This is a genomic window from Streptomyces panaciradicis (genome assembly GCF_023516615.1).
Lineage (GTDB): Bacteria > Actinomycetota > Actinomycetes > Streptomycetales > Streptomycetaceae > Streptomyces > Streptomyces panaciradicis.
In genome coordinates, this window is record NZ_JAMGBF010000013.1 from 1 (window position 1) to 25,630 (window position 25,630).

Genomic DNA, 25,630 nt, shown 5'->3' on the forward strand with positions numbered 1-25,630 from the left:
GGTGGCGCCGCTGGGGGAGTCGAGGCAGCGCCCGGACTGCGGATTGCGCAGGGAGCCGTCGGCCTGCTGCACCCATTTCTGGCCGCCGACGCCGTTGCAGTCCCACAGTTCGAGCTTGGCTCCGCCCGTCGTGCCGTTGTTCTCGATGTCGAGGCAGCGGCCGAGGGTGGAGAGGGAGCCGTCGGGGTTGTGGGTCCAGTGCTGGTCCTCGGCGTAGGTCTGGCAGTCCCACAGCGGCACGGCGGCGCCGTTGACGCCTGAGTCGTCGGCGGCCACGTCCATGCACTTGCCGCCCGGTCCGGTGACGATGCCCTGTGGCCCGTTCGGGACGTCGGTCTCGCCGCTGTAGCCGACGGAGGTGATGTTGGCCTGTACGGCGTTCTCTGCGGCGTCGGTGGGATAGCCGGAGACCATGACGCCTTCGAAGAACGTGCCCCGGTTCCAGTTGCTGTTGTCGCCGCCGATGCCCAGGATGATGCCGCCCTCCTGGTGCATGGGCTGGTAGCCGCCCCGGGTGGGCAGCGCCCCGTCCCACCAGGTGGTCAGGCCGCCGGACTGAGCGTCGCCGCCCTTGAGTGCGTATCTGGTCTGCCCGTTGTTCTTCAGGACGGCGGTGACGAAGGTCGACTTGTTTCCCAGGTTGGCGGTGTTGGAGCCGTTGTCGCCCTGGAACATGCCGTTCTCCAGGTCCGCCTCGATCCACGGACCGGTTCCGGTGCAGGGGGCGAAGTAGCAGGTGGTGGCGATGGATACGGCGTCCATGTGCCCGTTGCCGGTGTCGGCCGGGGTGCTTTCTGCGTTGCCGTAGTCGAAGCAGCAGGCGGAGCCCACGTGGGTGCCGCTGGCCACCATGTAGGCCCCTTCGGGCCGGCCGTTGACGGCGACGCCGGAGGCGACACCGGTGTAGCGGTAGCCGACGCCGGGCGAGATCCACAGGCCGTACACCTTGTGGCCGCCCGCGCTGACGGAGATCTCGGAGGCGTCGGCACCGCGGTCGGCGCCCGTGCCGGCGGTTCCGGCGGGGCCGGGGGTGAGGTCGTTGTGGCGGCCGCTCTGGTCGTAGATCTTCGTGATGCGACAGCCGCCGCTCGTGGCGCAGAAGGCGTCCTGGGCCCCCGCGTCGGCGTAACCGCCCTGCGCGAGCAGGCCGATGTCGGTGGTGGCTCCGTCGGAGACGCGGGTCACCTGGTAGAGCGGTCCGTTGTACGAGGACAGCAGGGCGCGGGTGACACTGTGCGCGGCCACACACGGGGTGCCGGCCGCGGCGTAGATGTCGCACGGGAGGGAACCGGCCGCCACGGAGGCGGCGGGGAAACCGAGCAGGGCGCCGAGGGCGAGGACCAACGCGCTCAGCATGGTGGCCGCGGACCGCCAGGGTGCACACGCTGGGCGCGGAACCGTTGTTGGCGGGTGCATGACAGTCCGAGACGCAGGACGGGAACTGTGCATGGGAGTCCCTTCGATGCTCGACGAGCGGGGGTGGACGCACCGTTGGCATGACGGTGCGACTCTTCGATCGGCACGCCCGGAACCTACGCACGCTGTTCGAGAAGGTCAATATTTGTTGCCTTTTTTGGTACAGACCAAAAGAAGGGTGGCAAGGACGTCGGCTGCCGTACGTAGTTGACCGCAGGCGTCGAGCCGCAGGGGTACTGCGCCATGGGATTCGTGTTCTTCATGACGCTGCCCGGGCTGGTCACCGGGTTCGAGCAGCTGCACGCGAGTCTTTCGCCCGGCAAGCAGACCGAGTTGAAGGAGCGGCGGTCGGCCCTGGTCATGCCGGACGGCGAGGACGACGGAGCTCCGCCGAACAGGACCACGGTGGACCTGGACGGAGGAACCGCGGTCGTCCGGATGCCTCGCCGGGAGCCGATGAGGCAACACCCCGAGGGGTGCGGGGTGCACGGTGGCGGGGCCACGGTGGCCCACTCGACCAGGGCGCGGGTCTGGTCGAGTGCGGCTGTGCATGGGCCTTCCGCGCGGCACCGGGATCACAGGGCAGCCGCCGAAGCGGCTCCCCGACGGTGGTCAGGCTGGCTGCTGTTCCTCCTGCTCACCCTGCTGAGCGGGCTCGGAGCTCTCCGGGGTGGTGTAGAAGACGGACCTGCCCTGCTTGGTGCGCTGGGCCTGGTTCTTGGCCACGAGCCCTTCGAGGGTGAGGCGCACGATCTTGGCCTTGAACTCGCGCTCGGGGTGCTGCTGTTCCAGGGAGGTGGCGATCTCGGCGGCGGAGCGGGGCTCGTTGAGTCCGGCCAGGTGTTCGCGGACGAGATCGACGAGCTTGGTCGACGGTGCCTGAGCGGCCGGTGACGCGGCGGCACTCTTCTTGGCCGCTCGCTTGCGGGCCGGGGCAGCGGACTTGCGGGCCGGGGCGGAGGACTTGCGGGCCCGGGCCGGCTTGGCCGCGGCCGGTGCGGCTGATGTCTTGCGCTTGCGGGGAGCGGGCACCGCCGCGACGGCCTCCGGCTCCGGCTCGACGGCTGCCGCCGGGCCCCCGAGAGCCTGCTGGATGTTCACAAGGACCGTCTGGTCCTGCTGCAGGGCGGTCAACTGCGCCTGCAGTGCCTCGATCTCGCCCTGGACGCGCTCCTGCTCCTTGAGGTTGCGCTCAAGGTCGCCGGCCACCTGCGTGCTGTACTGCGAGGTCAACTCGGTGGTGTTGGTTGTGGTTTCGGACATCGTGCTCACACCCTTTCCCTGGCGCCACGGCCGGTGGGTAGCAGGCTGCGGCATGTGCGGAATTTCATGCGTGTGCTGTTCATCCTGATAGCCAGGTTCGCGGCAGCCGTTACTGCTGCACACCTGTGTCTTAGCGATAGTACGGAAGACATGCGCATTGTTCTCCACTGCATGGCTGAAATTCAACAAATGGGGTGGTGGCCGCGGTCGAGGAGCGGAGCTGTGTGCGGCGGGGCACATGTCGTGCGGCAGGCGAGGCAGCGAGACAGACAGCATCTGCCGGCCGACTCGGCGCCTGTCTCGCCGAGCACGAGCGGAGGTCGACCGCGACAAAGAAGCGGCACTGAGCAAGGGCTCCTCAGGAAGACCCAGGTGACCGGAATTCCGCTCCTGCATCCCGGCCCGCGATCCTGATCCACCCGGAAACGGGCACCCATCGGGCACGTCTCGGTCCGCTTGCAGTCACCCGGCCCCCCTTCCCCGACGCGTTCCGCCGCGGCGAGCAGGGAATCCGTGTCCGGCGAGACGGTCACATTCGGTCACGAACTTCGTTACGACGAACCTGGTCAGTAGCCGCTGTCCCCTTGTAGAAATTTGGCCACCGGAGCCCGAACGGGACGGGCTCGGGGATCGGCCCACTCGGGCACATCATGCGGAGCCGTGGAACGGAGGTGTCGCCGTGGACACCGAGGAACGAAGACGGGGAATCCTGGAGACGGCACGCCGTGACGGATCCGTCGACGTCGGGCAGCTCGCCGTAGAGCTGCGGGTCTCCAAGGAGACCGTGAGGCGAGACCTCAACGCACTGGAGAGGCACGGGCTCGTCCGCCGTACGCACGGCGGCGCACACCCCGTGGAGAGCGCGGGCTTCGAGACGACGCTCGCCTTCCGCACCACCATGCACGTCCCCGAGAAGTCCAGGATCGCCGGCGCCGCGGTCGAACTCCTCGGTGACGCCGAGACCGTGTACATCGACGAGGGCTACACCCCGCAGCTCATCGCCGCCGCCCTGCCCCGCGACCGGCCACTGACCGTGGTCACTGCCTCGTTGTCCACCGCCGGCGCCCTGGCGGCCGCCGAGAACATCAACGTGCTGCTGCTCGGCGGCCGGGTCCGCGGCGGGACGCTGGCCACCGTCGACCACTGGGCCACCCGCATGCTGTCCGGCTTCGCCATCGACCTGGCGTTCGTCGGCGCGAACGGCATCTCCCGCCAGTACGGACTCACCACTCCCGACCCCGCCGTCGGCGCCTTGAAGGCCGAGGTCATGCGGGTCGCCAAACGCCGGGTGTTCTCCGGCGTCCACACCAAGTTCGGTGCCGTCAGCTTCTGCCGTTTCGCGCAGGTCACCGACTTCGAGGCCATCGTCACCGACACGGGACTGCACAGTTCCGAGGCCCGCCACTACGCACTGCTGGGTCCCCAGGTCATCCAGGCCTGAGCCGCAGCCCATCCCTCGTCCATCCCACCCCGCAAGGCCGGGGCGTGGTTCCCCATGCCCTCGAACACCCTGGAGTCAGTCATGCGTACACGGAGAATGGTTCATGTTCTCGCCACGGCCACGGCCGCCGGCTCACTGCTGGTCGCCTGCAGCGGCGCGGGTGGTTCGTCGAGTTCCGGTGGCGGCGGCAAGAGCATCAACGTGCTGATGGTGGGCAACCCGCAGATGGAGGACATCGCCAAGCTGACCAAGAGCACGTTCACCAAGGACACCGGCATCAAGGTCAACTTCACGATCCTTCCCGAGAACGAACTGCGCGACAAGGTCACCCAGGACATCGCCACCCAGGCCGGCCAGTACGACGTCGCCACCATCGGCGCCTACGAGGTGCCGATCTGGACCAAGAACGGCTGGCTGCACGAGCTCGGCTCCTACGCCGACAAGGACGCCGGCTTCGACAAGGCCGACCTGCTCAAGCCGATTGTCACCTCCCTCTCCGGCGCCGACGGCAAGCTGTACGCCCTGCCGTTCTACGGCGAGTCGTCGTTCCTGATGTACAACAAGGACGTCATGAGGTCGAAGGGCGTCACGGTGCCCGAGCACCCCACCTGGCAGCAGATCGCGGACATCGCGGCGAAGGTCGACGGTGCCGAGCCCGGCATGCGGGGCATCTGCCTGCGTGGTCTGGCCGGCTGGGGCGAACTCGGCGCACCGCTGACCACCGTGGTCAACACCTTCGGCGGCACCTGGTTCACGAAGGACTGGAAGGCGCAGGTGGACAGCCCCGCCTTCAAGAAGGCCACCAACTTCTACGTGGACCTGGTCAAGAAGCACGGCGAGGCGGGCGCGGCGCAGTCGGGCTTCACCGAGTGCCTGAACGCCATGAGCCAGAAGAAGGTCGCCATGTGGTACGACGCCACCAGCGCCGCCGGGTCCCTGGAGGACCCCGCCTCCAGCAAGATCGCCGGTCACGTCGGCTACGCCTACGCCCCGACCGCCCAGACCAAGAGCAGCGGCTGGCTGTGGAGTTGGGCCTGGGCCATGCCCAAGACCACCAAGAACGCGGACGCCGCGGCGAAGTTCATGCTGTGGGCAAGCAGCAAGAAGTACGAGAACCTGGTCGGCCAGAAGCTGGGCTGGGCCCGGGTTCCCTCCGGCAAGCGGGCCAGCACGTACGCGATCCCGCAGTACCAGAAGGCCGCCGGGTCGTTCGGTGACATCACGCTGAAGTCGATCGAGGGTGCCGACCCGGCCAACCCGGGCGTCCAGCCCCGCCCGACGGTCGGTGTCCAGTACGTGGCCATCCCGGAGTTCCAGGACCTGGGCACGAAGGTCACCCAGGAGATCTCCGCCGCCATCGCCGGCAAGACCAGCGTGGACACGGCACTGAAGGACGGCCAGAAGCTCGCCGCGGACGTCGCCGAGAACTACCAGAAGTGACCTCGACCGCCCGGCCGGACCTCCCCCCGGCCGGGCACCGCTTCCCCCATTCCGGCCGTCCCGGCAGAGGAACCCTCCATGACCACGCTCACCGCCCCACCCAAGACAGCTCCACCTCCCGTCCGTCCCCGCGCCTCCCGGAGCGCCGGCGCCTGGAAGCGCCGCTTCCCGCTGCTGCCCGCGCTGATCTTCACGATCGTCGTGACCCAACTGCCCTTCGTGGCAACCCTGGTGATCTCCACCCTGCAGTGGAACATCCTCAAGCCGGGCGAGCGGCACTTCGTCGGCCTGTCCAACTTCACGTTCGTCTTCACCGACGAGCGGCTGCGCACCGCGGTCCTCAACACCATCGTCCTGACCGCGTCGGTGGTGCTCATCAGCGTGCTCCTCGGCCTCGGTCTGGCGATGCTGCTGGACCGGCGGTTCGCCGGCCGCGGCCTGGCACGGACGATGCTCATCGCTCCGTTCCTGGTCATGCCGGTCGCGGCGGCGCTGCTGTGGAAGCACGCGATCTACAACCCCGACTACGGCCTGCTCAACGGCACCCTGAACGCCGTATGGCGACTGTTCGGAGCCGCCAACGGTCCCACGGTCGACTGGGTCTCGTCGTACCCCATGCCCGCCGTCGTCATCTCCCTGGTCTGGCAGTGGACGCCGTTCATGATGCTGATCCTGCTGGCCGGTCTGCAGGCCCAGCCCGGTGACGTGCTCGAAGCGGCCCGTATGGACGGGGCCTCGGCGACGCAGACCTTCCGCCACATCACGCTGCCGCATCTGCGCCAGTACATCGAACTGGGCGTCCTGCTCGGCACCATCTACGTCGTGCAGACCTTCGACGCGGTCTACACGATCACCCAGGGTGGCCCCGGTTCCCAGACCACGAACCTGCCCTACGAGATCTACCTGACCATGTTCCGCAAGTACGAGTACGGCCAGGCGGCCGCCGCCGGTGTCGTCGTCGTCCTCGGCTCGATCGTGATCGCGACCTTCGCACTGCGCACGATCGCGTCCCTGTTCCGCGAGGAGGTGTCCCGATGACCGCTCACGCAGCGACAGCCGCGCCCGGTGCTCCCGGCGCGCGGCTGAGGAAACTCGTCCGCCGCCGTGACGACCATGGCGACGCGCCGAGACTGTCCCCGCTGTGGACCTTCGTGGCCTGGCTCGCCACGCTGGCGTTCTTCGCGCCCGTGGCCTGGATGGTGCTCACCTCCTTCCACCAGGAGGCGGACGCGGCCACCAACCCGCCGAGCCTCCTCGCACCTCTCACCTTCGACCAGTACAAGCTGCTGTTCAGCCGGGACATCACCCCGTTTCTGCTCAACTCGGCCATGGCCAGCGTCATTTCGACCCTGCTGGTCCTCGCCCTGGCGGTGCCGACGGCCTACGCGCTGTCCATCAAGCCGGTGCGGAAGTGGACGGACGTGATGTTCTTCTTCCTGTCCACCAAGTTCCTCCCGGCCATCGCCGCCCTGCTGCCGGTGTACCTGATCGTCAAGGACGCCGGGATGCTCGACAACGTCTGGACACTGATCGTCCTCTACACCGCCATGAACCTTCCGATCGCGGTGTGGATGATGCGTTCCTTCCTCGCCGAGGTCCCGAAGGAGATCCTGGAGGCCGCCGAGGTCGACGGCGCCAACCTGCTCACCGTGCTGTGGCGGATCGTCGCCCCGGTCGCCATGCCCGGGCTGGCCGCCACGGCGCTGATCTGCTTCATCTTCAGCTGGAACGAGTTCATGTTCGCCGTCAACCTCACCGCCACCAACGCCTCCACCGCGCCGGTGTTCCTGGTCGGCTTCATCACCAGCGAAGGCCTCTTCCTCGCCCGGCTGTGCGCCGCCGCCACGCTGGTGTCCCTGCCCGTGCTCATCGCCGGTTTCGCCGCCCAGGACAAACTGGTCCGCGGCCTGTCCCTAGGAGCAGTCAAGTGAAAGCCGCCGTCATCGAAGCCCCCGGCCAGGTCACCGTCACCACGGTGCCCGACCCCACCCCCGGGCCGCGCGACGTCGTGGTCGACGTGGCGGCCTGCGGGCTGTGCGGAACGGATCTGCACATCCTGCAGGGGGAGTTCGCACCGACCCTGCCCGTCGTCCCGGGCCATGAGTTCGCCGGCGAGGTCGTCGGGCTCGGCAGCGAGGTCACCGAACTCGCCCTCGGCGACCGGGTCGCGGTCGACCCCTCGCTGTACTGCAACGAGTGCCGATACTGCCGGGCCGGCCGCAACAACCTCTGCGACCGCTGGCAGGCGATCGGCGTGACCGTGGCGGGCGGCGCCGCCGAGTACGCCGTGGCTCCGGTCGCCAACTGCGTACGACTGCCCGAGCATGTCGATGTCCAGGACGCGGCGCTCATCGAGCCCCTCTCCTGCGCCGTGCGCGGCTACGACGTCCTCAACAGCAGACTCGGCGCACACGTCCTGATCTACGGCAGCGGGACGATGGGCCTGATGATGCTGGAACTCGCCAAGCGCACCGGCGCCGCCTCGGTGGACGTCGTCGACCTCAACCCGGAGCGGCTGGCGACCGCCGAGAAGCTGGGCTGCTCCCAAGCAGCCGGGAACGCGGACGAGTTGGGGCGCGCGCAGGGCTGGGACGTGGTGGTCGACGCGACCGGCAACGCCGCCGCCATCCAGGACGGCCTGGAACGCGTCGCCAAGGCCGGTACCTTCCTGCAGTTCGGCGTCTCGGACTACGCGACGACGGCCACCATCTCGCCGTACCGCATCTACAACCAGGAGATCACCATCACCGGTTCCATGGCCGTCCTGCACAGCTACGAGCGGGCGGCGGAACTCTTCGCCACGGGAGTACTCGACCCCCAGGTCTTCATCAGCCACCGCCTGCCCCTGACCCAGTACCCGCAGGCACTGGACCAGTTCGCGGCGGGCCAGGGCCGCAAGATCGTCGTAGTGCCGTAGTCCCTTGGCCGCACAGGTAGGGTGACCCACCTGTGCGACCAGGGGGGAACGTTGGCCGACGTAGTGCGCGTCATGGAGGCGCTGGCCGAGCAGGGTGTCACCGTGCTGTTCAAGGCAGACGCGGAGCGCATGCGCGACGGAGCCGGGCCTTGGACCTTCGTCGCGAGCGGCGCTCCTTTTCACGACGCCCTGCTCGTACGCACAGACGCCGCTTCGGTCGAAGCCTGCCTCGACATCTGCCTGCCGCAGCTGCGCAAGCGCGGACTGGTCGTCCCTGAGTGAGTTCGCCCCGGCCGACCGTCAGGTCCGCAGCTCCGTCGGTATCCCGGGCCGGATCGAGATCGTCACGAGGTCATGCCTTCTGCTTCGTGTCGATCTCGGTGATCAGGGCCTCGATACGCTTCCGGATCTCGTCGCGGATGGGGCGTACCGCCTCGACGCCCTTGCCCGCCGGGTCCTCCAGGGCCCAGTCGAGGTACGTCTTGCCGGGGAAGACGGGGCAGGCGTCGCCGCAGCCCATGGTGATGACGTAGTCGGACGCCTGGACGGCCTCGGTGGTCAGGATCTTCGGCGTGGCCGCGGAGATGTCGACGCCGACCTCGCGCATGGCCTCGACCGCGGCGGGGTTGACCTGGTCCCCGGGGACCGAGCCGGCGGAGCGGACCTCGATGCGGTCGCCAGCGAGGTGGTCGAGGAAGCCGGCGGCCATCTGCGAACGCCCGGCGTTGTGGACGCAGACGAACAGCACTGAGGCGAGAGGGCTGGAGGACATCGTTCTTCCTTCGTCGGTGGACGTCGGTGGACCAAGCGGACGGGAGGGGCCGGAGGTTGGGGCGACGCGAGTATCACGCATCAGTGCTAACTGGTATCAGCCCACAGTGATGTGACAGTATCAGCCCATGATGACGTCGGTCGACACTGATCTGATGCGCGTCCTCGCGGACCCGTTGCGCCTTCGGATCGTCACCTTGCTGGCCCGGGAGACGCTCTGCACCACCCACCTCATCGAGGAGACCGGTGCGCGGCAGACCAACCTCTCCAACCACCTGAGGGTGCTGCGCGAGGCGGGGGTCGTGGAGACGGAGCCGTGCGGCCGGTACACGTATTACAGGCTGCGCCCCGACGTCATCGCCTCGCTTGCCGGTCAGTTCGCCGAACTGGCCGAGTCCGCTCGCCGTGCCGCCGAGAACAAGAGGGCCTGCCCGTGACCCGCACAGAGACCGCGATCACCGGTGAGTCCTCGGTCGTCGCGAAGCTGTCGACGCTCGACCGTTTCCTCGCCGTCTGGATCCTGGCCGCGATGGCCGCCGGCCTCGGTCTGGGCCGGGCCGTCCCCGGCCTGAACGACGTCCTCGCCCAGGTCGCGATCGGGGGCGTCTCGCTGCCGATCGCGCTCGGCCTGCTGATCATGATGTACCCGGTCCTGGCCAAGGTGCGCTACGACAAGCTCGACGCCGTCACCGGCGACCGACGGCTCATGATCTCGTCGCTGGTCATCAACTGGCTGGTCGGCCCGGCCGTGATGTTCGCGCTGGCATGGATCTTCCTGCCGGACCTGCCGGAGTACCGCACCGGCCTGATCGTCGTCGGGCTCGCCCGCTGCATCGCCATGGTCATCATCTGGAACGACCTCGCATGCGGGGACCGCGAGGCAGCCGCCGTCCTCGTCGCGCTCAACTCCCTCTTCCAGGTCCTGGCGTTCGGTCTGCTCGGCTGGTTCTACCTCGAACTGCTGCCCGGCTGGCTGGGATTGGGCGACGGCCGGCACCTGGACATCTCCATGGGGAAGATCGCCCTGAACGTCGTCATCTTCCTCGGTGTCCCGTTGCTGGCTGGGTTCCTCACCCGTCGCATCGGTGAACGGAGGCTGGGCCGCGACGGGTACGAGGCGCGCTTCCTGCCGAGGCTCGGCCCCTGGGCGCTGTACGGCCTGCTCTTCACGATCGTCGTCCTCTTCGCCCTGCAAGGAAAGACGATCACTTCCCAGCCCCTGGACGTGGCCCGCATCGCCCTGCCGCTGCTGGCCTACTTCGCGATCATGTGGTTCGGCACCTTCGCCCTCGGCAAGGCCATTGGCCTGGCCTACGACCGCACGGCCACCCTGGCCTTCACGGCCGCGGGCAACAACTTCGAGCTGGCGATCGCCGTCGCCATCGCCACCTTCGGTGTCACCTCCGGCCAGGCGCTGTCCGGTGTCGTCGGTCCGCTGATCGAGGTGCCCGTCCTGGTCGCGCTCGTGTACGTCTCCCTCGCCTGGCGGGGCAGGTTCGCGGCCGTCCGGCAGTCCGCACTCGCACCGCAGGAGGGCTGACGCCCGGCCCGGCTGCGGATCCCCGCCGTCCGGCTCACGCCGAGGACGGCGGGATCGTCAGCAGTCGGCCCATCGTGGCGAGGACGGACGGCTCGACCCGGTAGTAGACCCAGGTGCCGCGCCGTTCGGAGGTGAGCAGACCGGCGTCCTTGAGCTTCTTCAGGTGGTGGGACACGGTCGGCTGTGAGACGCCGACGTCGGAGATGTCGCACACGCACGCCTCGCCGCCCTCGTGCGAGGCGACCGAGGAGAACAGCCTCAGCCGCACCGGGTCACCGAGGGCCTTGAACATGCGTGCGGCGCTCTCCGCTTCGTCCGCGGTGAACGGGCGCTCGGTCAGGGGCGGGCAGCACGGCGTCGCTTCCTCGCTGGTCGCGGGTTCCAGGAGCGGCAGCGCCTTGGTGTTCGACATACGTCTATGTTGACACATGTCGAACCAGCCTTTCTGGATCGATATTTATCTATGTTGACGCTCGTCGAATCAGGTGGCATGGTGGCCGCAGATACATCGACGAACGTCGAAGCAAAGGGGAATCCCGTGGCTGTGCCCACCACCAGCGTGTCCGCGACCGAGCAGCCGCCCGTCGTGGTCGTCGGAGCCGGGCCCATCGGCCTGGCCGCCGCCGCCCATCTCGTCGAGCGCGGCATCGAACCGCTGGTCCTGGAGGCCGGACCGTCCGCCGCCACCGCCGTACGGGCCTGGGCGCACGTCCGGCTGTTCTCGCCGTGGGCCGAGGTCACCGATCCCGCCGCCGAGAAGCTGCTCGCCCCGACCGGTTGGACCCGACCCGACGGGACCGTCTGTCCGACCGGCGGAGACTGGGCCCAGAAGTACTTGCAGCCGCTCGCCGACGCCCTCGGCGACAAGGTCCGTTACGGCGCCACGGTCACCGGCGTCGCCCGCGCGGGCCGTGACCGCATCGTCGACTCCGGCCGCGACGAGCAGCCCTTCGTCGTGCACGTCCGTACCGCGAGCGGCCACGAGGAGCGGATCACGGCCCGCGCCGTCGTCGACGCCTCCGGCACCTGGTCCACCCCCGGCCCGATGGGCGCGGACGGCCTGCCGGCCCTCGGCGAGAGGGACGCCGCCGACCGTGTCTCCTACCGCGTGCCCGACCTGAGCGACCCGGCCGTGCGCGCCCGGTACGCCGGCAGGCGGACCGCCGTCGTGGGCTCGGGCGCCTCCGCGTTCACCGCCCTGGCACACCTCGCCGACCTGGCCGAGGAGGACGACGCCACGCACGCGGTGTGGGTCCTGCGGCGCGGGATCCGTACCGACACCTACGGCGGCGGCGAGGCCGACCAGCTCCCCGCGCGGGGCGCCCTGGGGCTGCGGGCCAAGGCCGCCGTCGACAACGGCCACGCCGGCGCGGTCACGGGCTTCCGCACCGCGGCCGTCGAGCGCGACACGGACGACCGGCTGGTCCTGGTCGCCGAGGACGGCCGCCGCCTGGACCCGGTCGACGAGGTGATCGTCCTGACCGGCTTCCGCCCGGACCTGTCGTTCCTGTCCGAGGTCCGCCTCGGCCTCGACGAGCGCCTCCAGGCCCCGACCGCGCTGGCCCCGCTCATCGACCCGAACGTCCACTCCTGCGGCACCGTCTACCCGCACGGCGTCAACGAGCTCTCTCATCCCGAGCAGGGCGTCTACCTGGTCGGCATGAAGTCCTACGGCCGTGCCCCCACGTTCCTCGCGATGACCGGCTACGAGCAGGTTCGCTCCATCGCCGCCGCGATCGCCGGCGACCGCGAGGCCGCCGAGCGCGTGGAGCTGACCCTGCCGGAGACCGGCGTCTGCGGGGGCGCGGGCCTGTTCGACGACCCCGACGCCGTACAGGGCGCTGAAGGCGGCGGATGCTGCGCCGCCCCGGCCACGCTCCAGATCGGCATCGGTGCCCCGGCGGCTTCGGGCGGCTGCTGACGCGCCGACGCCCCACACCCCGGCGCCGCACTCGGACCGCATCCCCCGGCACACGGTGCGGCGTCAGCGCGCAGGACGGGTACTCGCCGCCCGACGGTCGCGCCGCCCGGCGACCGCGTACGGACGCCCGGAAGGGGGAGCCCATGGCTGCCGACCAGCCCGAGGTCCTGGTCTTCGACGTCAACGAGACGCTCAGCGACCTCACGCCGCTGCGCGGCCGCTTCGAGGACACCGGGGCCCCGGGGCATCTGCTGCCGACGTGGTTCGCCGGGGTGCTGCGGGACGGTTTCGCCCTGACGGCCGCCGGTGCCTACGCGGACTTCACCTCCGTGGCCCACGACGGGCTGCGGACGCTGCTGTCCGGCCTCGACGGCTGGGAGGGAGACGTAGAGGCCGCGGCCACGCACATTCTGGACGGATTCTCCCAGCTGGACGTCCACCCCGATGTGCCGGACGGGGTAAGGACGTTGAGGGAGGCCGGGTACCGGCTGACGGCGATGACCAACGGCGGCGTCGCCTCGACCGAGCGGCTGCTGGACAGGGCGGGTGTGCTGCACTGCTTCGAGGCCCTGTCGGACGTCTCCGGCCCCCGCTGCTGGAAACCCGCGCCCGCCGCCTACCGTCACGCCGTCGAACGGGTCGGCGTACGCCCCGAGCGGGCGATGCTGGTCGCCGTGCACCCCTGGGACATCGACGGGGCGCGGCGAGCGGGACTGCAGGCAGCGTGGCTGCGGCGCGGAGCGTCCGTGTACCCGCGGACGATGACCCCTCCCACGCGCGGCGCACAGGACCTGCGGGAGCTCGCGGACGAACTGGCCGCCGCGCGGGGGAAGAGCCGAGGCGCACGCGGAGACACCGTGTGACGTTCCCGGTGTGCCACCGCCTGCATCCGCCCGGCGGCCGACCGGCGAACCAGACACGTACGTCCAGGTGGTCGGCTGCGAACGGGAGGCGGGGCATGGACCTGCGAGGTGCACGGATTCTGGTGCCCGGCGCCACCGGGGAGATCGGGGGCGCGCTCGCCGTCCGTCTGCACACCCTCGGCGCCCGCACGGCACTGGCCGGTCGTGACCGCGAGGCCCTCACCCGCGTCTCGGCGGCGTGCGGGCACGCCCCCGTCTGCGCCTTCGACGCCTGGGACGTCGACTCCTGCGCCAAGACGGTCGACTGGGCGGTGGCGGAGCTGGGCGGCCTGGACGCGGTCGTCGTGTGCGTCGGCGTCGCCGCCTTCGGGCCGGTCGGGGAGGTGGAGGACGCGGTCCGCGAACACCTGATGGCGGTGAACGCGCTGGCCCCGATGGCGTTCCTGAGGGCCGCCGCGGACCGGGTGCCCGAGGGCGGTGTCCTCGCCGCCGTCACCGGGATCGTGGCCGAGGCGGCACCGGCCCGGATGGCGGACTACGCCGCCGCCAAGGCGGCGCTGGCCACCTGGCTGACCGCGGTCCGCCGCGAGCAGCGGCGCAAAGGCGTGAGCGTGATGGAGGTCAACCTGCCCCACATGGACACGTCCTTCGCCGCGCGCGCCGTCGTGGGCGAAGCGCCGCCGCTGCCGCCGGGACTGCCGGTCACGGCGGCCGTGGACGCGATCGTGGAGGCGCTCTCCGCGGGAGCGAGGCTGGTCCGCCCCGGCTCCGGCGCGACGCTCGACGTGGTGCGGTAGAGCGGCCATGCCCAGGAGACGTCTCGCGTACAGCCCCCCGTCCCACCGCGCCCGGCCCGCGGAGGCGCTGACACCGCTGGCCCCCCGTACGGTGCGGCGCGTGCTGTTCCGGCAGCGCTGGCGGGACCTGGTGTTCCTGCACTGGCCCGCCGACCCGTTCGAGGTGGCCCGGCTGCTGCCGGCCGGTACCGTGCCCGACCTCTACCGGGGCCGGGCCTACGTCGGCCTGGTCTTCTTCCGCATGGACGACCTCGCCTTCGGCCGGACGCCGGCGCTGCCGTACCTGGGGAGCTTCGGCGAGGTCAACGTCCGGCTGTACAGCCGCGACGCCGCGGGCCGGCGCGGGGTCGTGTTCCGCTCGCTCGACTGCGACCGGCTGCTGCCCGTGCTGACGGCGCGCGGCGCTTTCGGGCTGCCCTACCGGTGGTCCCGCATCAGCAGCCAGTGGTTCGACAACCGGCTGCTGTACAGCACGCAGCGGCGCCAGGGTGCGCGCGCGGGGGCACGTGTGTGGCTGGACGTCCAGGACGAGCCGGTGGCGGCCGGGCCGCTGGAGGAGTTCCTCACCCAGCGGTGGGGGCTGCACGAGCGGTTCCTCGGGCGCACCTACTACCTCCCCAACGCGCACCCCGCCTGGTCCTTCCGCAGGTGCAACCTGCTGGGATGGGAGGACGACCTGGTCGCGGAGGCCGGTCTGTCGCGGCCCCAGGGCGAGCCCGTGAGCGTTCTGTACGCGCCCGGCCTCCCCGTGGTCTTCGGACCGCCGGTCCCGCTGCCCACGCCCGGCATGCCGTTCGACTGACCGGCGCCGGGCGCGGGCCGGCGCGCCGGCGCCGGGATCAGTCCGCCGACGTCCGCCGGGCCATGGCGGCCAGCAGTTCACCGGCTGCCCACCGGGGCCCCCGCAGCCGTACCGACGCGGCCAGGTCGGGCATGCGCGGGCCCGCGGTGCGCCACACCGTCTCCAGCGCCGCGGGGACGTCGGCCGGCGAGAGCCTGTTCGGGTCGAGGACCACACCGGCGCCCGACCGCTCCGCGTCCCGGGCCACGGAGAACTGGTCGCTGGAGAACGGCAGCAAGACCGCGGGCACGCCCGCCCTCAGGCACTCGGTGAAGGAGTTGCTGCCGCCGTGATGCACCATCGCGTCCACCCGCTCCAGCAGCGCGCGCTGGGGCACCGACGGCACCACGACGGCCCGCTCGCCGGCGAGATCGGCCAGCGCCGCGGACCGTTCCCCGGCGGCGACGACGACCGACACGTCCGGCCTGCCCCGGAGCAGCCCCGTGACGACCGTGCGCAGGACGTCGTCCCGCGCGGACAGGAACGTGCCGAGCGCGACGAGGACGACCCGCTCCTCCCCGCTCGCCCGCAGTTTGCGCAGGCGCGCGTCCCACTCCGTGTCGAGGGGTTCCGGGGCGGCGGCCATGTGCCCGGCGAACAGACGGGCCGGCCCCGGCGGAGGCGTCGGCAGCCACGCGAACTCCGGGTAGGCGTAGACGACGGCATGCGGCGAGCTGAGGGCGAAGGCCCGGCCCGGAGCCGGCCGCGCGGGCGCGTGCCGCCGGGAGAAGGAGGCGAACAGGGCCGTGAACGCCTCGTCGTTCTCCCGCGCGGCGGCCCGCAGTCGCCCCAGGCGGTCCGGATCGGGGCGCAGCGCGTCGGGCCAGGCGTAGGGCACGCCGAAGTAGGCGTCGGGGCCGCTGAGCACGTAACTGGGGTGCCCGGGGCAGAAGGTCGCGTAGGGCAGGCCGAGGCAGTGCAGTGCCAGGGTGACCGGGTAGCTGAGCTGGTCCACGACGTACCAGTCGGGCCGCAGCCGCCGGTCGGCCGAGCGCAGCGCGTCGAGCACGCCGTCGGGGTCGGCCAGCATGTCCGCGCGCCGGTGGCGGGCCTGGGCGAGCAGCGCGGACACGGCGCCCTCCTTGGTCGCGTCGAGGAACTCGGCCAGCCGGGCCGCCTCCTGGGCGTCCTGTTCGGTCCCCTCGGCCACCCCGGTGTTGGCGTTGCGCGTCACGGACAGCGGCTCGAAGCCCACCCCCGCCTCCCGGGCCAGGTGCTCGAACGCCGGGGCACAGGCGAAGTACACGTCCGCCCCTCGCAGACGCAGGGCACCGGCCAGGACCGACAGCGGCCGCGCATGGGACATGAACGGGGGACTGACGACAACGACACGCGGCATACGCACCCCTCGGCCAGACATCGTGCGCCCACCTTCCGTCGAAGCGGCGCCAGCGCATCGTAGGCACGTTCGGGCAGGTCGGACGCTGTGGCGATGAGCACGGACGGCAGGTGCATCCGGAAGGCCGACACCCCGGGAACCACAGAGGTCAAGCGCCGTCCCTGAGACAGGAGAACCCGTGGCCGGCACCGCTTTCGCATCCCCCTCGGCCGCTCACGACCCCGGACGGTCGGCAGAAGTCGGCCACGGGGACCGTGACCCCTTGGTGGCCGCCCGGACCGCGTTCTTCAACGGCTCCGGCTGGACCGCACACCTTCCCGAGCCGCGACCCGACAGACGCCTTCCGGACGCGGCGGGCGAACTGGCGAGGCTGCTGGAAGCCGAGTACGGGCTGCGGCCACGCGCCGTGCCGCCCGGCGACGGGCCCGGCGTCGACCGCCACGACAAAGCCGTGGCGGGACTGCGCCGCGCCGCCCGCCTGGGCGTACCGCTGACGCCGGAGGCCCTGCTCGCCCACGGGGCGAGCGACCCGCGGCTCATGGCCGTCCTGACGGAGCTGTGGCCGGAGACCGTGCGCTGGCACGGCCCCCGGCACGCCGAGGAGGTGCTGCGCGCCACGCTCGGCGACTCCCACGACGGACCGCCCGTGGGCCGGCTGCTGGACCTCGCGGTGGCCTCCGGCCTGCGTCCCTTCACCCCCGTCGAGGGCGCGTCACTCGCCCGGGACACCACCCACCGGGCCGTACGCCATGCCGCCTGGCGCTACCTGCACCAGCTCCCCGACGGCCGGGCCCACCTGCCCGGCACCTCCGACGCCGAGGACGCCTACGAACGCCTCCTGCTGGCGCCGCCGGTGCCCGCGCTCGGCCCGCAGGGGAAGGAGCATGCGGGCCGGCTCGTCGCCCAGAGCATGCTGCTGGGCGGCCTGGACACTCCCGGGCAGGGGCTGAGCGGTGGACTGGCGGTGCTGCTCGGCGGGCTCGGCGACCGGCTGGCCGAGACCGAGGACATAGCCGCTGTGATCACGGTCGTGACGGCCGGGCACGAGGACCTGGCGGCGGACGGCCGGCTCGCTCATGAACGCGCGCCCGGGCACTGGGTGCTGCGGCTGCCCGTGGACGCGCCCTCGGCGCCGGCCCAGCCGGAGATGCACCGCCACCGCCCGGCGCTCACCTGGTGGGCGACCCGTCTGCTCGGCGGCATGCCCCGCCCCTTGGACGTCGTGCACGTCAGATACGCCGACGACGGCAGCCTGGCACTCGCCGACGCCGCCGAGCGCCTGGGCGCGGCCCTGGTCTTCACGGCCACCCCCGACCCGCACCGCGGCCTCGCCGAACGCCATGCCGCCAGCGATCCGGCCGACCCGGCGGCGGCGGAGGCACTGCGCAACGACCTGCACCGGGTGTTCGTGGCCGACCGGCTCGTCGAGCGCGCGGACACGGTCGTCGGCATCCCCGGACGCGGCGGCACACAGGACCTCGTCCGCCACTTCCCCGGCCTCGCGCAGCTCAACGGGGGAAGCGGCCCCAGCGCGCCGCCCGAGGGCATCGCCCCCTACCGGGACGCGCCCGACGAGGACGACCGGCGGCGCGAGGCACTGGCGCGGCTCTACCGGGACGGGACGCGCCCCGACGCCCTGGACCCCCGGGACCGTGACCTGCCCGTGCTGCTCTGCGTGGGCCGGCTGCACCCCGTCAAACAGCAGGACCTCCTGGTCCGGGCCTGGCTGGCGACGGGCGCCCACCGCACCACGACGCTGGTCCTCGTCGGCGGCAGCCCCGGGACCGGCACACCGGTCGAGGACGACATCCGCCGCCGTATCGACGCCCTGCTCGCCGCATGCCCCGAGGCGGCCGGCCGCCTGGCACTGCTGCCCGCCCTGCCGAACGCCGAGGTACGCCGCCTGCAGCGGGCCCTGACGGAGCGCACGGCCGACGCCTGCTGCTGGTACGTGTGCCCGAGCGCGAAGGAGGAGTTCGGGATCGCGGTGCTGGAGGCGATGGACGCGGGCCTGCCTGTCGCCGGTCCCCGCCGCGGGGGCGTCGCGCACTACCTGCGCGACCAGGTCAACGGCATCCTGATGGACACCTCCAGCCAGACCGGACTGATGCGGGGGCTGCGGCGTATCGCGGCCACCTCCGCCGACGATCGGGGCCGCTACGCGACCGAGGGCAGGAAGCTGGTCGCAGAGCGGTTCTCCGTGGGCCGGATGGCGGACGAACTGGCCGCCGAGTACACAGCCCTGCGCCCGCGCTGACGAACGGGGCCCGAAGGACACCTGTCGAACGGTGTCCTTCGGGCCCGCAGGCGGCACGTCACCACATCAGGGTGCCCGGCGCTCCCTTGAACGGCCCCCGCACTTCCGGGGTGATCCAGCCGCCGTAGAAGTCGCCCTCCTGCGCCGTGACGTCCTCCCCGCCGACGGTGCAGCGGTCCATGCTGCCCGGGTAGAAGGCGAAGAAGCGGGTGAGGGCCGTGTAGCCGGGCTCGGGACTCGGATAGCTCCACGCGGCACGAGCCCGTACGTCGTCTCCCACGACGACGTCCCAGTACCGGGCCGCTCCCTTCCACTCGCACCAGGTGCGGCCCGAGACCGCCGGAAACAGAAGGTCCGTCCGCACGTCCGCCGGAGGAATGTAGAAGACGGGAGGATGGCTGGTCTCCAGCACCCGGACCGCCCTCCGGCTCTCCGCCACCACCTGGCCTGCGCACTCGACCCGCACGAGGCGGTCGTCCTCCTGCACGGCGGGCGGCCGCGGGTAGTCCCAGACGGACTCGGGCGTCCTCGGGACGGAACGCGGCACGGACCCTTCCGGGAGCGGGTCCAGGTACACCTCGTCCTCGTAGCACCAGGCCCACTCCTGGCCGGCCGTGAGGGAACGTGCCACGGGGTGGCCGCCGGAGTGGAAGTGCGCCGTGGCGTGGGCGCCGGGGGAGCTGTCGTCGCAGCCCACGTGCCCGCAGGTCAGGCAGAGCAGCAGGCCTGCCGGCGCACGCCCGCGCGCCGCGCACTGTGCGCACGTCCCACCTCGCGGCGCGGGGTCCGCCGTCCAGGTGTGGGAGCAGGACCTGCCCGAGGGCCGTCCGCCGTCGGGCCGGGGCATCCACTTCGTCATCGGTGACCCCCCGCCGCTGATGTGCCGTTCACGATCTCTCCTCCGCAGTCCCGGTCTCACCCTCTGCTTCACCCCCACCCCGCGCCGGGGATGCAGACCGTGGGCATGTGGGACACGCGTCGAGCACCTCGCACTTGCCATGGAGTGCGCTCCAAGTCATAGCGTCGAGGACGTAAGGGCGCACAAGGACTGGGAAAGGCTGGGACACGACATGCGGAAGCGCAGTCTGCGGGACTTGCAGGTATCGGCCATCGGCCTGGGGTGCATGGGGATGTCCGCCTTCTACGGATCCGCCGACGAGGCCGAGGGCATCGCGACGATCCGGCACGCCCTCGACCTCGGGGTGGACTTCCTCGACACCGCGCAGATGTACGGGCCGCTCACCAACGAGTCCCTCGTCGGCGAGGCGATCCGGGGACGCCGTGACGAGTACGTGATCGCGACGAAGTTCAACTACCGGATGGACGACGCCGTACCGGGCGACATCAGCACGGTCGGCCCGCAGGACGGCTCGGCCGAGCACGTCCGCAGCTCCGTGCACGGCTCGCTGAAGCGTCTGGGCACGGACTACATCGACCTGTACTACCAGCACCGGGTCGACCCGAACGTGCCCATCGAGGAGACGGTCGGCGCACTGGGCGAACTGGTCGCCGAGGGCAAGGTGCGCCACATCGGGCTGAGTGAGGCGAGCGCGCAGACCATCCGGCGCGCCCACGCCGTCCACCCGGTCACCGCGGTGCAGAGCGAGTACTCGCTGTGGTCGCGGGACGTGGAGGCCGAGGTGCTGCCCGCCTGCCGGGAGCTGGGCATCGGCTTCGTGCCGTACTCGCCTCTCGGCCGCGGCTTCCTCGCCGGGCGGTTCACCTCGCCGGACGACCTGGACGTCGACGACTGGCGCCGCCAGAACCCCCGCTTCCAGGACGCCAACCTGGAGGCGAACCTGCGGCTGGCGGCGAAGGTGAAGGAGATCGCCGCCGAGAAGGACGTGACCCCGGCTCAGCTGGCCATCGCCTGGGTGCTGGCCCAGGGCGAGGACCTGGTGCCGATCCCGGGCACCAAGCGCCGCACCTACCTGGAGCAGAACGCCGCCGCGGTCGACATCACACTGACCAAGGACGATCTGGCCCGTATCGACGCCGAGTTGCCCCAGGCGTCCGGTGAGCGCTACGACGAGGCGGGCATGCGGTCCGTCAACCGGTAGGCGCGTGCTGTCTCATCGACCCGCTGAGCGCCTGACCGAGCGTGGTGAGGCGCCCAGCTCCCGGTGGCAGGTCTTGTTGAACGCCTGCAGGTCGGGAATGCCGACGGTCGCGGCGATCGCCGGGATGGCGAGCGTCGAGGCGATCAGCAGGTGCCGGGCGCGTTCCATCCGGCGGTGGCGGATGTAGCCGACGACGGTGAGCCCGGTGTCCTGGCGGAACAGCCGTGTGAGCTGCGTGTGGGAGATACCGGCGGCACGGGCGATGTCCGGGACGTTCAGCTGCTCCGCCAGACGCTGCTCGATGTGGGCCATGGCAGCCCGCAGGGCGGGGTGCCGGGCCCCCTCTCCGTTTCCGGACGTGCGCGCCAGGGTGGTCGTGCGCCACAGCACGGTCCACAGTTCCGCGGCGGCGCGCGTGGGGGAGTGGGTGCCCGCCGCGACCGTCTGCCGCAGCATCGCGGTGAGCATCGCCGCGTCCGCGCCCGCGTCCTGCATCGCCGGGACGCGGCGCCGCTCACCGTCTCCGGGCAGCGTGAAGTGGGCGTACAGGTGCTGGCTGGGCGCGTGGTCGTAGTGGAAGTGGACCTCTGTGGCGGGCGGTACGAGGCTGATGTGTCCCGGACGGATCGGATGCCGGAAGCCGTCGAACTCCAAGGTGCCGGAGTAGGCGTACAGATGGAGCTGCCACAGGTGCGGCAGCCGGAACACCTCGTGAGGGCCGGCGTGGCCGTGGACGCCCACCCCGGCGTTCTCCACGTGCGGAGGCAGGTCCAGGGCCGGCTCCACGAAGTGCGTCATGGCGGAAAAATACCAGTGGTCGCTGATTACAGCCCACGACGGAACGGCCGTCCCTTCCTACGGTTGCCGTATGCCAACCACACGACAACTGCTGAGCTCCGCCCAGGTGGCGCGGTTCGTGGCACACGGTTTCCTGCGCCTGGACGGCGTCGTGCCCCGTGAACTCAACGAGGAGGCGCCCGGCGTCTTCGCCGCGGGCCTGCCGTCGGTTCCGTACGGCACCGCCGTGCCGAAGGCGTTCCCCGAAGGATCCTTCGCCCGGCGGCTGGTCGAACTGCCCTCGGTCGCAGGCGCGTTGGAGAGCCTGGTGGGCCCCGACCCCACGGTCGACCACCACTTCGTGCACACGCGTCAGCCGCGCGAGGGCAGTGCGCAGCCGCTGCACGCCGACGCCCTGATCGACCTGCGCACCGACGCCTTCGACGTGCAGCTGATGTACTACCCGCAGGAGGTCACCGCGGACATGGGCGGCACGCTCATCGTCCCGGGCAGCCATCTGCGGCGCACCAACGAGTCGGACACCGGCCGGTACCAGAACCTGCGCGGACAGACCCGGCTGACCTGCCCGGCCGGCACGGTCGTCCTGCTGCACCACGGCATCTGGCACGGCGGCCGCCGCAACGACAGCGACACCGTCCGCCACATGTACAAGATCCGTTTCAACCCGACCGTGCCGCAGATACGGCTGTGGGACACCACCGACCTCCACGACCTCGCCGTGCGCGAGGAGTTGGGGCGCACCTTCCCCTGGTACGAGACGGCCACCGGCCGTCTGGAGATCCACAACCGGATCAGGCTCTGGCGGGCCCTGTCCGCCGACCCCGACTTCGACATCGAGTACTGGGCCACCCGGATCTCGAACCGACCCGCGCAGAGGAGCCACGCGTGACCAGCTCGGACACCGTACGGCAGCAGGTTCTCGTCCTGTACCTGGACACCTCGGCACTGGACTCGCCGGTCGTCGGATGGGCTCGGTACGACGGCACCGGCGCGAGCCGGCCCACCACCGGGGACGCGGACGAGCCGCCGTACGAGACCGGCGTCGCCGCCCTGCGGGACGGCTGGCGCCTCTTCCAGGCCGCCCAGCTCATCCCCCCGTACCCGGGGGCGGAACACGAGACGTCGTTCCTCAAGCACGAGTTCTTCTTCGAGAGACTGGTGACCGTGTGAGCCGGGTACGGTGCGGCCCCGTCGCCCGGCCGGGGCCCTGGCAACCTGCCGGGTGCGGGGCCGTCCGGCAACGTGACTGAGCCGGACGGCCCAGCGCCTCCCGCCGCGGGCTGCTGCCCGCGGGGGCTTCAGCCGGTGGGTTCGCCGAACCAGCGACCGAGGTGGTCGTCGAGATCGTGCTGGTCGTCGCCGACCCAGGCGACGTGGCCGTCGGGGCGCAGCAGAACGCACGGGACATCCAGGGCCGCGGTGGGGTCGGCGACGTGGTCGACGCGGTCCGACCAGCCGCCGGCGGTCAGGCGTTCGGTGCGGTCCAGCAGCAGCCCGCGGCCGCCGTGCAGCAGACCGTAGAGGCGTCCCCGTTTCACGTCGATGTCCCGCAGGCGGCGGCCGAGCAGATCGTGGCCGGCGCCGAAGTCGTAGCGGATGCCGATCGCGGTGATCTTCTCGGTCAGGAAGCGGTTCACCTCGTCGAAGTCCATCAGTTCGGTGAGCAGCCTGCGCACGGCCTGCGGGCCGGGTTCGGTGGAGTTCAGCTCCATCTGGGCGCGGGTGTTGTCGAGGACGTCCTCGGCGACCGGACGGCGTTCGCACGGGTAGGTGTCCAGGAGTGTGTCCGGTGCCCAGCCGCGGATCCGCGCGGCCAGTTTCCAGCCGAGATTGAACGCGTCCTGGATGCCCAGGTTGAGCCCCTGCCCGCCGGTGGGCGGATGGATGTGGGCGGCATCGCCGGCCAGCAGCACCCGCCCGGCCCGGTAGCGTTCGGCCAGCCGGGTGGCGTCCCCGAAGCGGGACAACCAGCGCGGGGAGTGGATGCCGAAGTCGGTTCCGGCGACGGTCCGCAGCCGGCGCCTGAAGTCCTCGAGGGAGGGCGGTTCCGCGCGGTCGCTGACGGCGGCGGCCGGGACCACGACGCTGTAGACCCGCTCGCCGACCGGCCGCAGCCAGAACCGCGGCTGGGCCGCGCGGATCTCGCTCACCTTGGCGGCGATCTCGTCCTGCGGCACGCCCACTTCCACTTCGCCCATCAGCGTCTCGTTCCGCGAGGCTTCGCCGGGGAAGCCGACGCCGAGGAGTTTGCGTACCGTACTGCGTCCGCCGTCACAGCCGACGAGGTAGCGCGAACGCAGCCGTTCGCCGTCGGCCAGTTCGACGGTCACGCCCTCGTCGTCCTGCTCCAGAGCGGTCACCGCACTGCCGTGCCGGACCTGCGCACCCAGGTGGACCGCGTGTTCCTCCAGCAGGCGCACGACGGTGGGCTGCGGGATGCCCAGCAGATAGGCGTGCGCGGAATCCAGGTCCTTGGGCGCGGGTTTGGCGATGGCGGCGAAGAGGCCGGCTGCCGGGCGCCGCCGTCCGTGGGCGAGCATGCGCTCCAGGAGCCCGCGCATGTCCAGCAGTTCGAGGCTGCGCGCGTGCAGACCCACGATGCGGGCGAAGGACACGGGTTCGGTCTCCCGCTCCACGACGAGTACCCGCACGTCGTGCAGGCGCAGTTCGGCGGCCAGCATCGCGCCGGTCGGCCCACAGCCGGCGATGATCACGTCGAACGTGCGGGGCGCGCGGTGGGCGTCGGAAGCCTGCGATTGGGGTGCAGAGTCCATGGGTGTTGCCTTTCGGGAGTGCCTTGTGGTGGAGGCGCTCCCGGCGACCTGTTACGTCAGTCGCCGGCCGTGACCGCAAGGGGGAGCACCCACGTCGATACAGCGTTCATGGGTCTCACCTCCTCGGGCGGTGTCACGGTCCACCGCAAGCTACAAGCCCGGGCATCGCCCGTCCAACGCTTTTCGCGGCCATGCCGCCTGCCGGGCTCGTCGCACCGGCGCCGCGCCCTTCCCCTTGCCGACGCCCTGGCGTCGGCAAGGGGAAGGGCGTCCGTGGTCGTCGGCGGGTCAGAAGCGCATCGCGTACGCCACGCGCCGGCGCAGGGACTTGGTGCGCTGCGCCTCGTGGAAGCGGTCGTCCTGCTCCAGGACCTCGGTCGCCTGGCGAACGCGCTGGTGCGCCTGGTCGATGGCCTCGTCGAGCGGCATCACCAGGGGCAGGCCGAAGATGTCGACGATCTGCGCTACCCGGTCGCGGACGCTGCCGCCCACGACGTGGTACGGGATCTGCAGTTCCTCGAGCGTCTCGATGAGCAGGTCGTCGGAGAGCTTGCGGAACTTCTCCGACACCGGGCGGTGACCGTCGGCCTTCATGGCGAACTCGACGGGCAGGTGCACATAGGCGTCGTAGATGCGCTTGGCGCGGGCCTTGGTGACCGCGCCGTAGGCGTCCATGTACTGGCGGTAGAACCGCTTCACCGGCAGCCCGGCGATGTTCTTCACCGTCTTGACCAGGAGGCTGGCGCCCGGGTTGATGCCGACGCGCATGCGCGCCTCGCCGTAGATCCACTCGTGGATGACGGAGCCGTCCGAGATGAACGGTCCCGCGCCCGCCTCGTGGTGGATGCGTTCCTCGAGGCGCCGCAGGCCGAGCATGGTGAGCTCGGACGCGCTCAGTTCCTGCACCTGTTTGCCGGGGACGAGATCCATCAGGATCTCGCGGGAGGTCATCGCGTGGGTGCGAGGGATGCCGGTCGCGATCGACAGGGCCTCGGTCGTGGTGCTCTTGCCACTGGAGTACGTCCCTGAGATGGCCAGGTGGAGGCCGCGCTCCGATGCGGGCGCCGCGGACGGTGAGTCGGTCCGGGGCGTCGGGGTGTGCGTGTCGCTCATGGCGTGTTCTCTTCTCGTCGTTGGTGTCGTGGCGGTCTCGTCGCCGGTGTCATGGCCGGGACGGGCGGGCCGGCGGCCG

The 25,630-nt window shown here is 71.1% G+C and carries 25 protein-coding genes and 1 pseudogene; 17 read left to right on the top strand and 9 right to left on the bottom strand.

Annotated features, from left to right (window positions below; translation table 11 throughout):
* On the bottom strand, positions 1-1,356 hold a 1,356-nt coding region (locus tag M8J74_RS05220), incomplete at its 3' end, for an arabinofuranosidase catalytic domain-containing protein (protein WP_249835261.1).
* A 303-nt stretch (positions 1,357-1,659) separates the two neighbouring features.
* Between M8J74_RS05220 and M8J74_RS05225 the strand changes: the two are divergent.
* Positions 1,660-1,863 (top strand): annotated as a pseudogene (locus M8J74_RS05225) (DUF6191 domain-containing protein); the annotation flags it as partial.
* Positions 1,864-2,028: 165 nt separating this feature from the next.
* Here M8J74_RS05225 and M8J74_RS05230 read toward each other — a convergent pair.
* The gene (locus M8J74_RS05230; protein WP_249835262.1) at positions 2,029-2,679 is read right to left on the bottom strand and encodes a hypothetical protein; all 651 of its coding nucleotides are present in this window, start codon (positions 2,677-2,679) and stop codon (positions 2,029-2,031) included.
* 679 nt (positions 2,680-3,358) lie between these two features.
* Between M8J74_RS05230 and M8J74_RS05235 the strand changes: the two genes are divergently transcribed.
* From M8J74_RS05235 to M8J74_RS05260, 6 genes are all read left to right on the top strand, one after another.
* Complete coding sequence (locus M8J74_RS05235; protein ID WP_249835263.1) at positions 3,359-4,120, top strand: DeoR/GlpR family DNA-binding transcription regulator; 762 nt, start codon at positions 3,359-3,361, stop codon at positions 4,118-4,120.
* Between the two features lie 81 nt (positions 4,121-4,201).
* Positions 4,202-5,560, top strand: coding sequence for an ABC transporter substrate-binding protein (locus tag M8J74_RS05240; RefSeq protein ID WP_249835264.1), 1,359 nt, complete (start codon positions 4,202-4,204; stop codon positions 5,558-5,560).
* 78 nt (positions 5,561-5,638) lie between these two features.
* Positions 5,639-6,598, top strand: coding sequence for a carbohydrate ABC transporter permease (locus tag M8J74_RS05245; RefSeq protein ID WP_058927513.1), 960 nt, complete (start codon positions 5,639-5,641; stop codon positions 6,596-6,598).
* Positions 6,595-7,491, top strand: coding sequence for a carbohydrate ABC transporter permease (locus M8J74_RS05250; protein ID WP_249835265.1), 897 nt, complete (start codon positions 6,595-6,597; stop codon positions 7,489-7,491). Before M8J74_RS05245 ends, M8J74_RS05250 begins: the two co-directional genes overlap by 4 nt.
* Entirely contained in the window at positions 7,488-8,477 is a 990-nt protein-coding gene (locus M8J74_RS05255; protein WP_249835266.1) for a zinc-dependent alcohol dehydrogenase family protein, read from the top strand. Before M8J74_RS05250 ends, M8J74_RS05255 begins: the two co-directional genes overlap by 4 nt.
* Positions 8,478-8,549: 72 nt before the next feature.
* Entirely contained in the window at positions 8,550-8,759 is a 210-nt protein-coding gene (locus M8J74_RS05260) for a hypothetical protein (protein ID WP_249835267.1), read from the top strand.
* 70 nt (positions 8,760-8,829) lie between these two features.
* On the opposite strand, the gene M8J74_RS05265 is transcribed toward M8J74_RS05260, so the two are convergent.
* On the bottom strand, positions 8,830-9,249 hold the full coding sequence (locus tag M8J74_RS05265; RefSeq protein ID WP_249835268.1) for an arsenate reductase ArsC: 420 nt from the start codon (positions 9,247-9,249) through the stop codon (positions 8,830-8,832).
* A gap of 127 nt (positions 9,250-9,376) precedes the next feature.
* On the opposite strand from M8J74_RS05265, the gene M8J74_RS05270 reads away from it, so the two are divergent.
* Entirely contained in the window at positions 9,377-9,685 is a 309-nt protein-coding gene (locus M8J74_RS05270) for an ArsR/SmtB family transcription factor (RefSeq protein ID WP_249835269.1), read from the top strand.
* A complete protein-coding gene (arsB, locus tag M8J74_RS05275; protein WP_249835270.1) occupies positions 9,682-10,788 on the top strand; it encodes an ACR3 family arsenite efflux transporter in 1,107 nt (368 codons plus the stop codon). Before M8J74_RS05270 ends, arsB begins: the two co-directional genes overlap by 4 nt.
* Before the next feature lie 34 nt (positions 10,789-10,822).
* Here arsB and M8J74_RS05280 read toward each other — a convergent pair whose 3' ends face one another.
* Positions 10,823-11,200: an ArsR/SmtB family transcription factor gene (locus tag M8J74_RS05280; protein WP_249835271.1), complete on the bottom strand. Its 378-nt coding sequence runs from the start codon at positions 11,198-11,200 to the stop codon at positions 10,823-10,825.
* Positions 11,201-11,332: 132 nt separating this feature from the next.
* On the opposite strand from M8J74_RS05280, the gene M8J74_RS05285 reads away from it, so the two are divergent.
* The 4 genes from M8J74_RS05285 (at position 11,333) to M8J74_RS05300 (ending at position 15,171) form a co-directional block, all read left to right on the top strand.
* Entirely contained in the window at positions 11,333-12,709 is a 1,377-nt protein-coding gene (locus M8J74_RS05285; protein WP_249835370.1) for an FAD-dependent oxidoreductase, read from the top strand.
* Between the two features lie 143 nt (positions 12,710-12,852).
* Positions 12,853-13,572 carry a haloacid dehalogenase type II gene (locus M8J74_RS05290; protein WP_249835272.1) on the top strand — a complete coding sequence of 240 codons (720 nt, stop codon included), beginning with the start codon at positions 12,853-12,855 and terminating at the stop codon, positions 13,570-13,572.
* A 95-nt stretch (positions 13,573-13,667) separates the two neighbouring features.
* On the top strand, positions 13,668-14,369 hold the full coding sequence (locus tag M8J74_RS05295; protein ID WP_249835273.1) for an SDR family NAD(P)-dependent oxidoreductase: 702 nt from the start codon (positions 13,668-13,670) through the stop codon (positions 14,367-14,369).
* 7 nt (positions 14,370-14,376) lie between these two features.
* Positions 14,377-15,171 (top strand): YqjF family protein, encoded by a 795-nt coding sequence (locus M8J74_RS05300; RefSeq protein WP_249835274.1) that lies wholly within the window; start codon positions 14,377-14,379, stop codon positions 15,169-15,171.
* Positions 15,172-15,208: 37 nt separating this feature from the next.
* On the opposite strand, the gene M8J74_RS05305 is transcribed toward M8J74_RS05300, so the two are convergent.
* The gene (locus tag M8J74_RS05305) at positions 15,209-16,549 is read right to left on the bottom strand and encodes a glycosyltransferase (RefSeq protein ID WP_249835275.1); all 1,341 of its coding nucleotides are present in this window, start codon (positions 16,547-16,549) and stop codon (positions 15,209-15,211) included.
* 265 nt (positions 16,550-16,814) lie between these two features.
* On the opposite strand from M8J74_RS05305, the gene M8J74_RS05310 reads away from it, so the two are divergent.
* Positions 16,815-18,806 (top strand): glycosyltransferase family 4 protein, encoded by a 1,992-nt coding sequence (locus tag M8J74_RS05310; RefSeq protein WP_249835371.1) that lies wholly within the window; start codon positions 16,815-16,817, stop codon positions 18,804-18,806.
* Positions 18,807-18,864: 58 nt separating this feature from the next.
* Here the strand turns inward: M8J74_RS05310 and M8J74_RS44405 are convergent, their stop codons facing one another.
* On the bottom strand, positions 18,865-19,665 hold the full coding sequence (locus M8J74_RS44405) for a DUF427 domain-containing protein (RefSeq protein ID WP_283947815.1): 801 nt from the start codon (positions 19,663-19,665) through the stop codon (positions 18,865-18,867).
* 211 nt (positions 19,666-19,876) lie between these two features.
* On the opposite strand from M8J74_RS44405, the gene M8J74_RS05325 reads away from it, so the two are divergent.
* Positions 19,877-20,866, top strand: a complete 990-nt coding sequence (locus M8J74_RS05325) for an aldo/keto reductase (RefSeq protein WP_249835276.1) — start codon at positions 19,877-19,879, stop codon at positions 20,864-20,866.
* Between the two features lie 12 nt (positions 20,867-20,878).
* Here M8J74_RS05325 and M8J74_RS05330 read toward each other — a convergent pair whose 3' ends face one another.
* Positions 20,879-21,664 carry an AraC family transcriptional regulator gene (locus M8J74_RS05330; protein WP_249835277.1) on the bottom strand — a complete coding sequence of 262 codons (786 nt, stop codon included), beginning with the start codon at positions 21,662-21,664 and terminating at the stop codon, positions 20,879-20,881.
* Between the two features lie 70 nt (positions 21,665-21,734).
* Here M8J74_RS05330 and M8J74_RS05335 point away from each other — a divergent pair, with 70 nt between their 5' ends.
* Both M8J74_RS05335 and M8J74_RS05340 read left to right on the top strand, forming a co-directional pair.
* Positions 21,735-22,553 carry a phytanoyl-CoA dioxygenase family protein gene (locus tag M8J74_RS05335; protein ID WP_249835278.1) on the top strand — a complete coding sequence of 273 codons (819 nt, stop codon included), beginning with the start codon at positions 21,735-21,737 and terminating at the stop codon, positions 22,551-22,553.
* Positions 22,550-22,834 (top strand): hypothetical protein, encoded by a 285-nt coding sequence (locus M8J74_RS05340; protein WP_249835279.1) that lies wholly within the window; start codon positions 22,550-22,552, stop codon positions 22,832-22,834. Before M8J74_RS05335 ends, M8J74_RS05340 begins: the two co-directional genes overlap by 4 nt.
* A 128-nt stretch (positions 22,835-22,962) precedes the next feature.
* Here the strand turns inward: M8J74_RS05340 and rox are convergent, their stop codons facing one another.
* Positions 22,963-24,438: a rifampin monooxygenase gene (gene rox, locus M8J74_RS05345; RefSeq protein WP_249835280.1), complete on the bottom strand. Its 1,476-nt coding sequence runs from the start codon at positions 24,436-24,438 to the stop codon at positions 22,963-22,965.
* A gap of 288 nt (positions 24,439-24,726) precedes the next feature.
* The gene (locus M8J74_RS05350; protein WP_249835281.1) at positions 24,727-25,551 is read right to left on the bottom strand and encodes an ATP/GTP-binding protein; all 825 of its coding nucleotides are present in this window, start codon (positions 25,549-25,551) and stop codon (positions 24,727-24,729) included.
* Positions 25,552-25,630 lie beyond the last annotated feature (79 nt).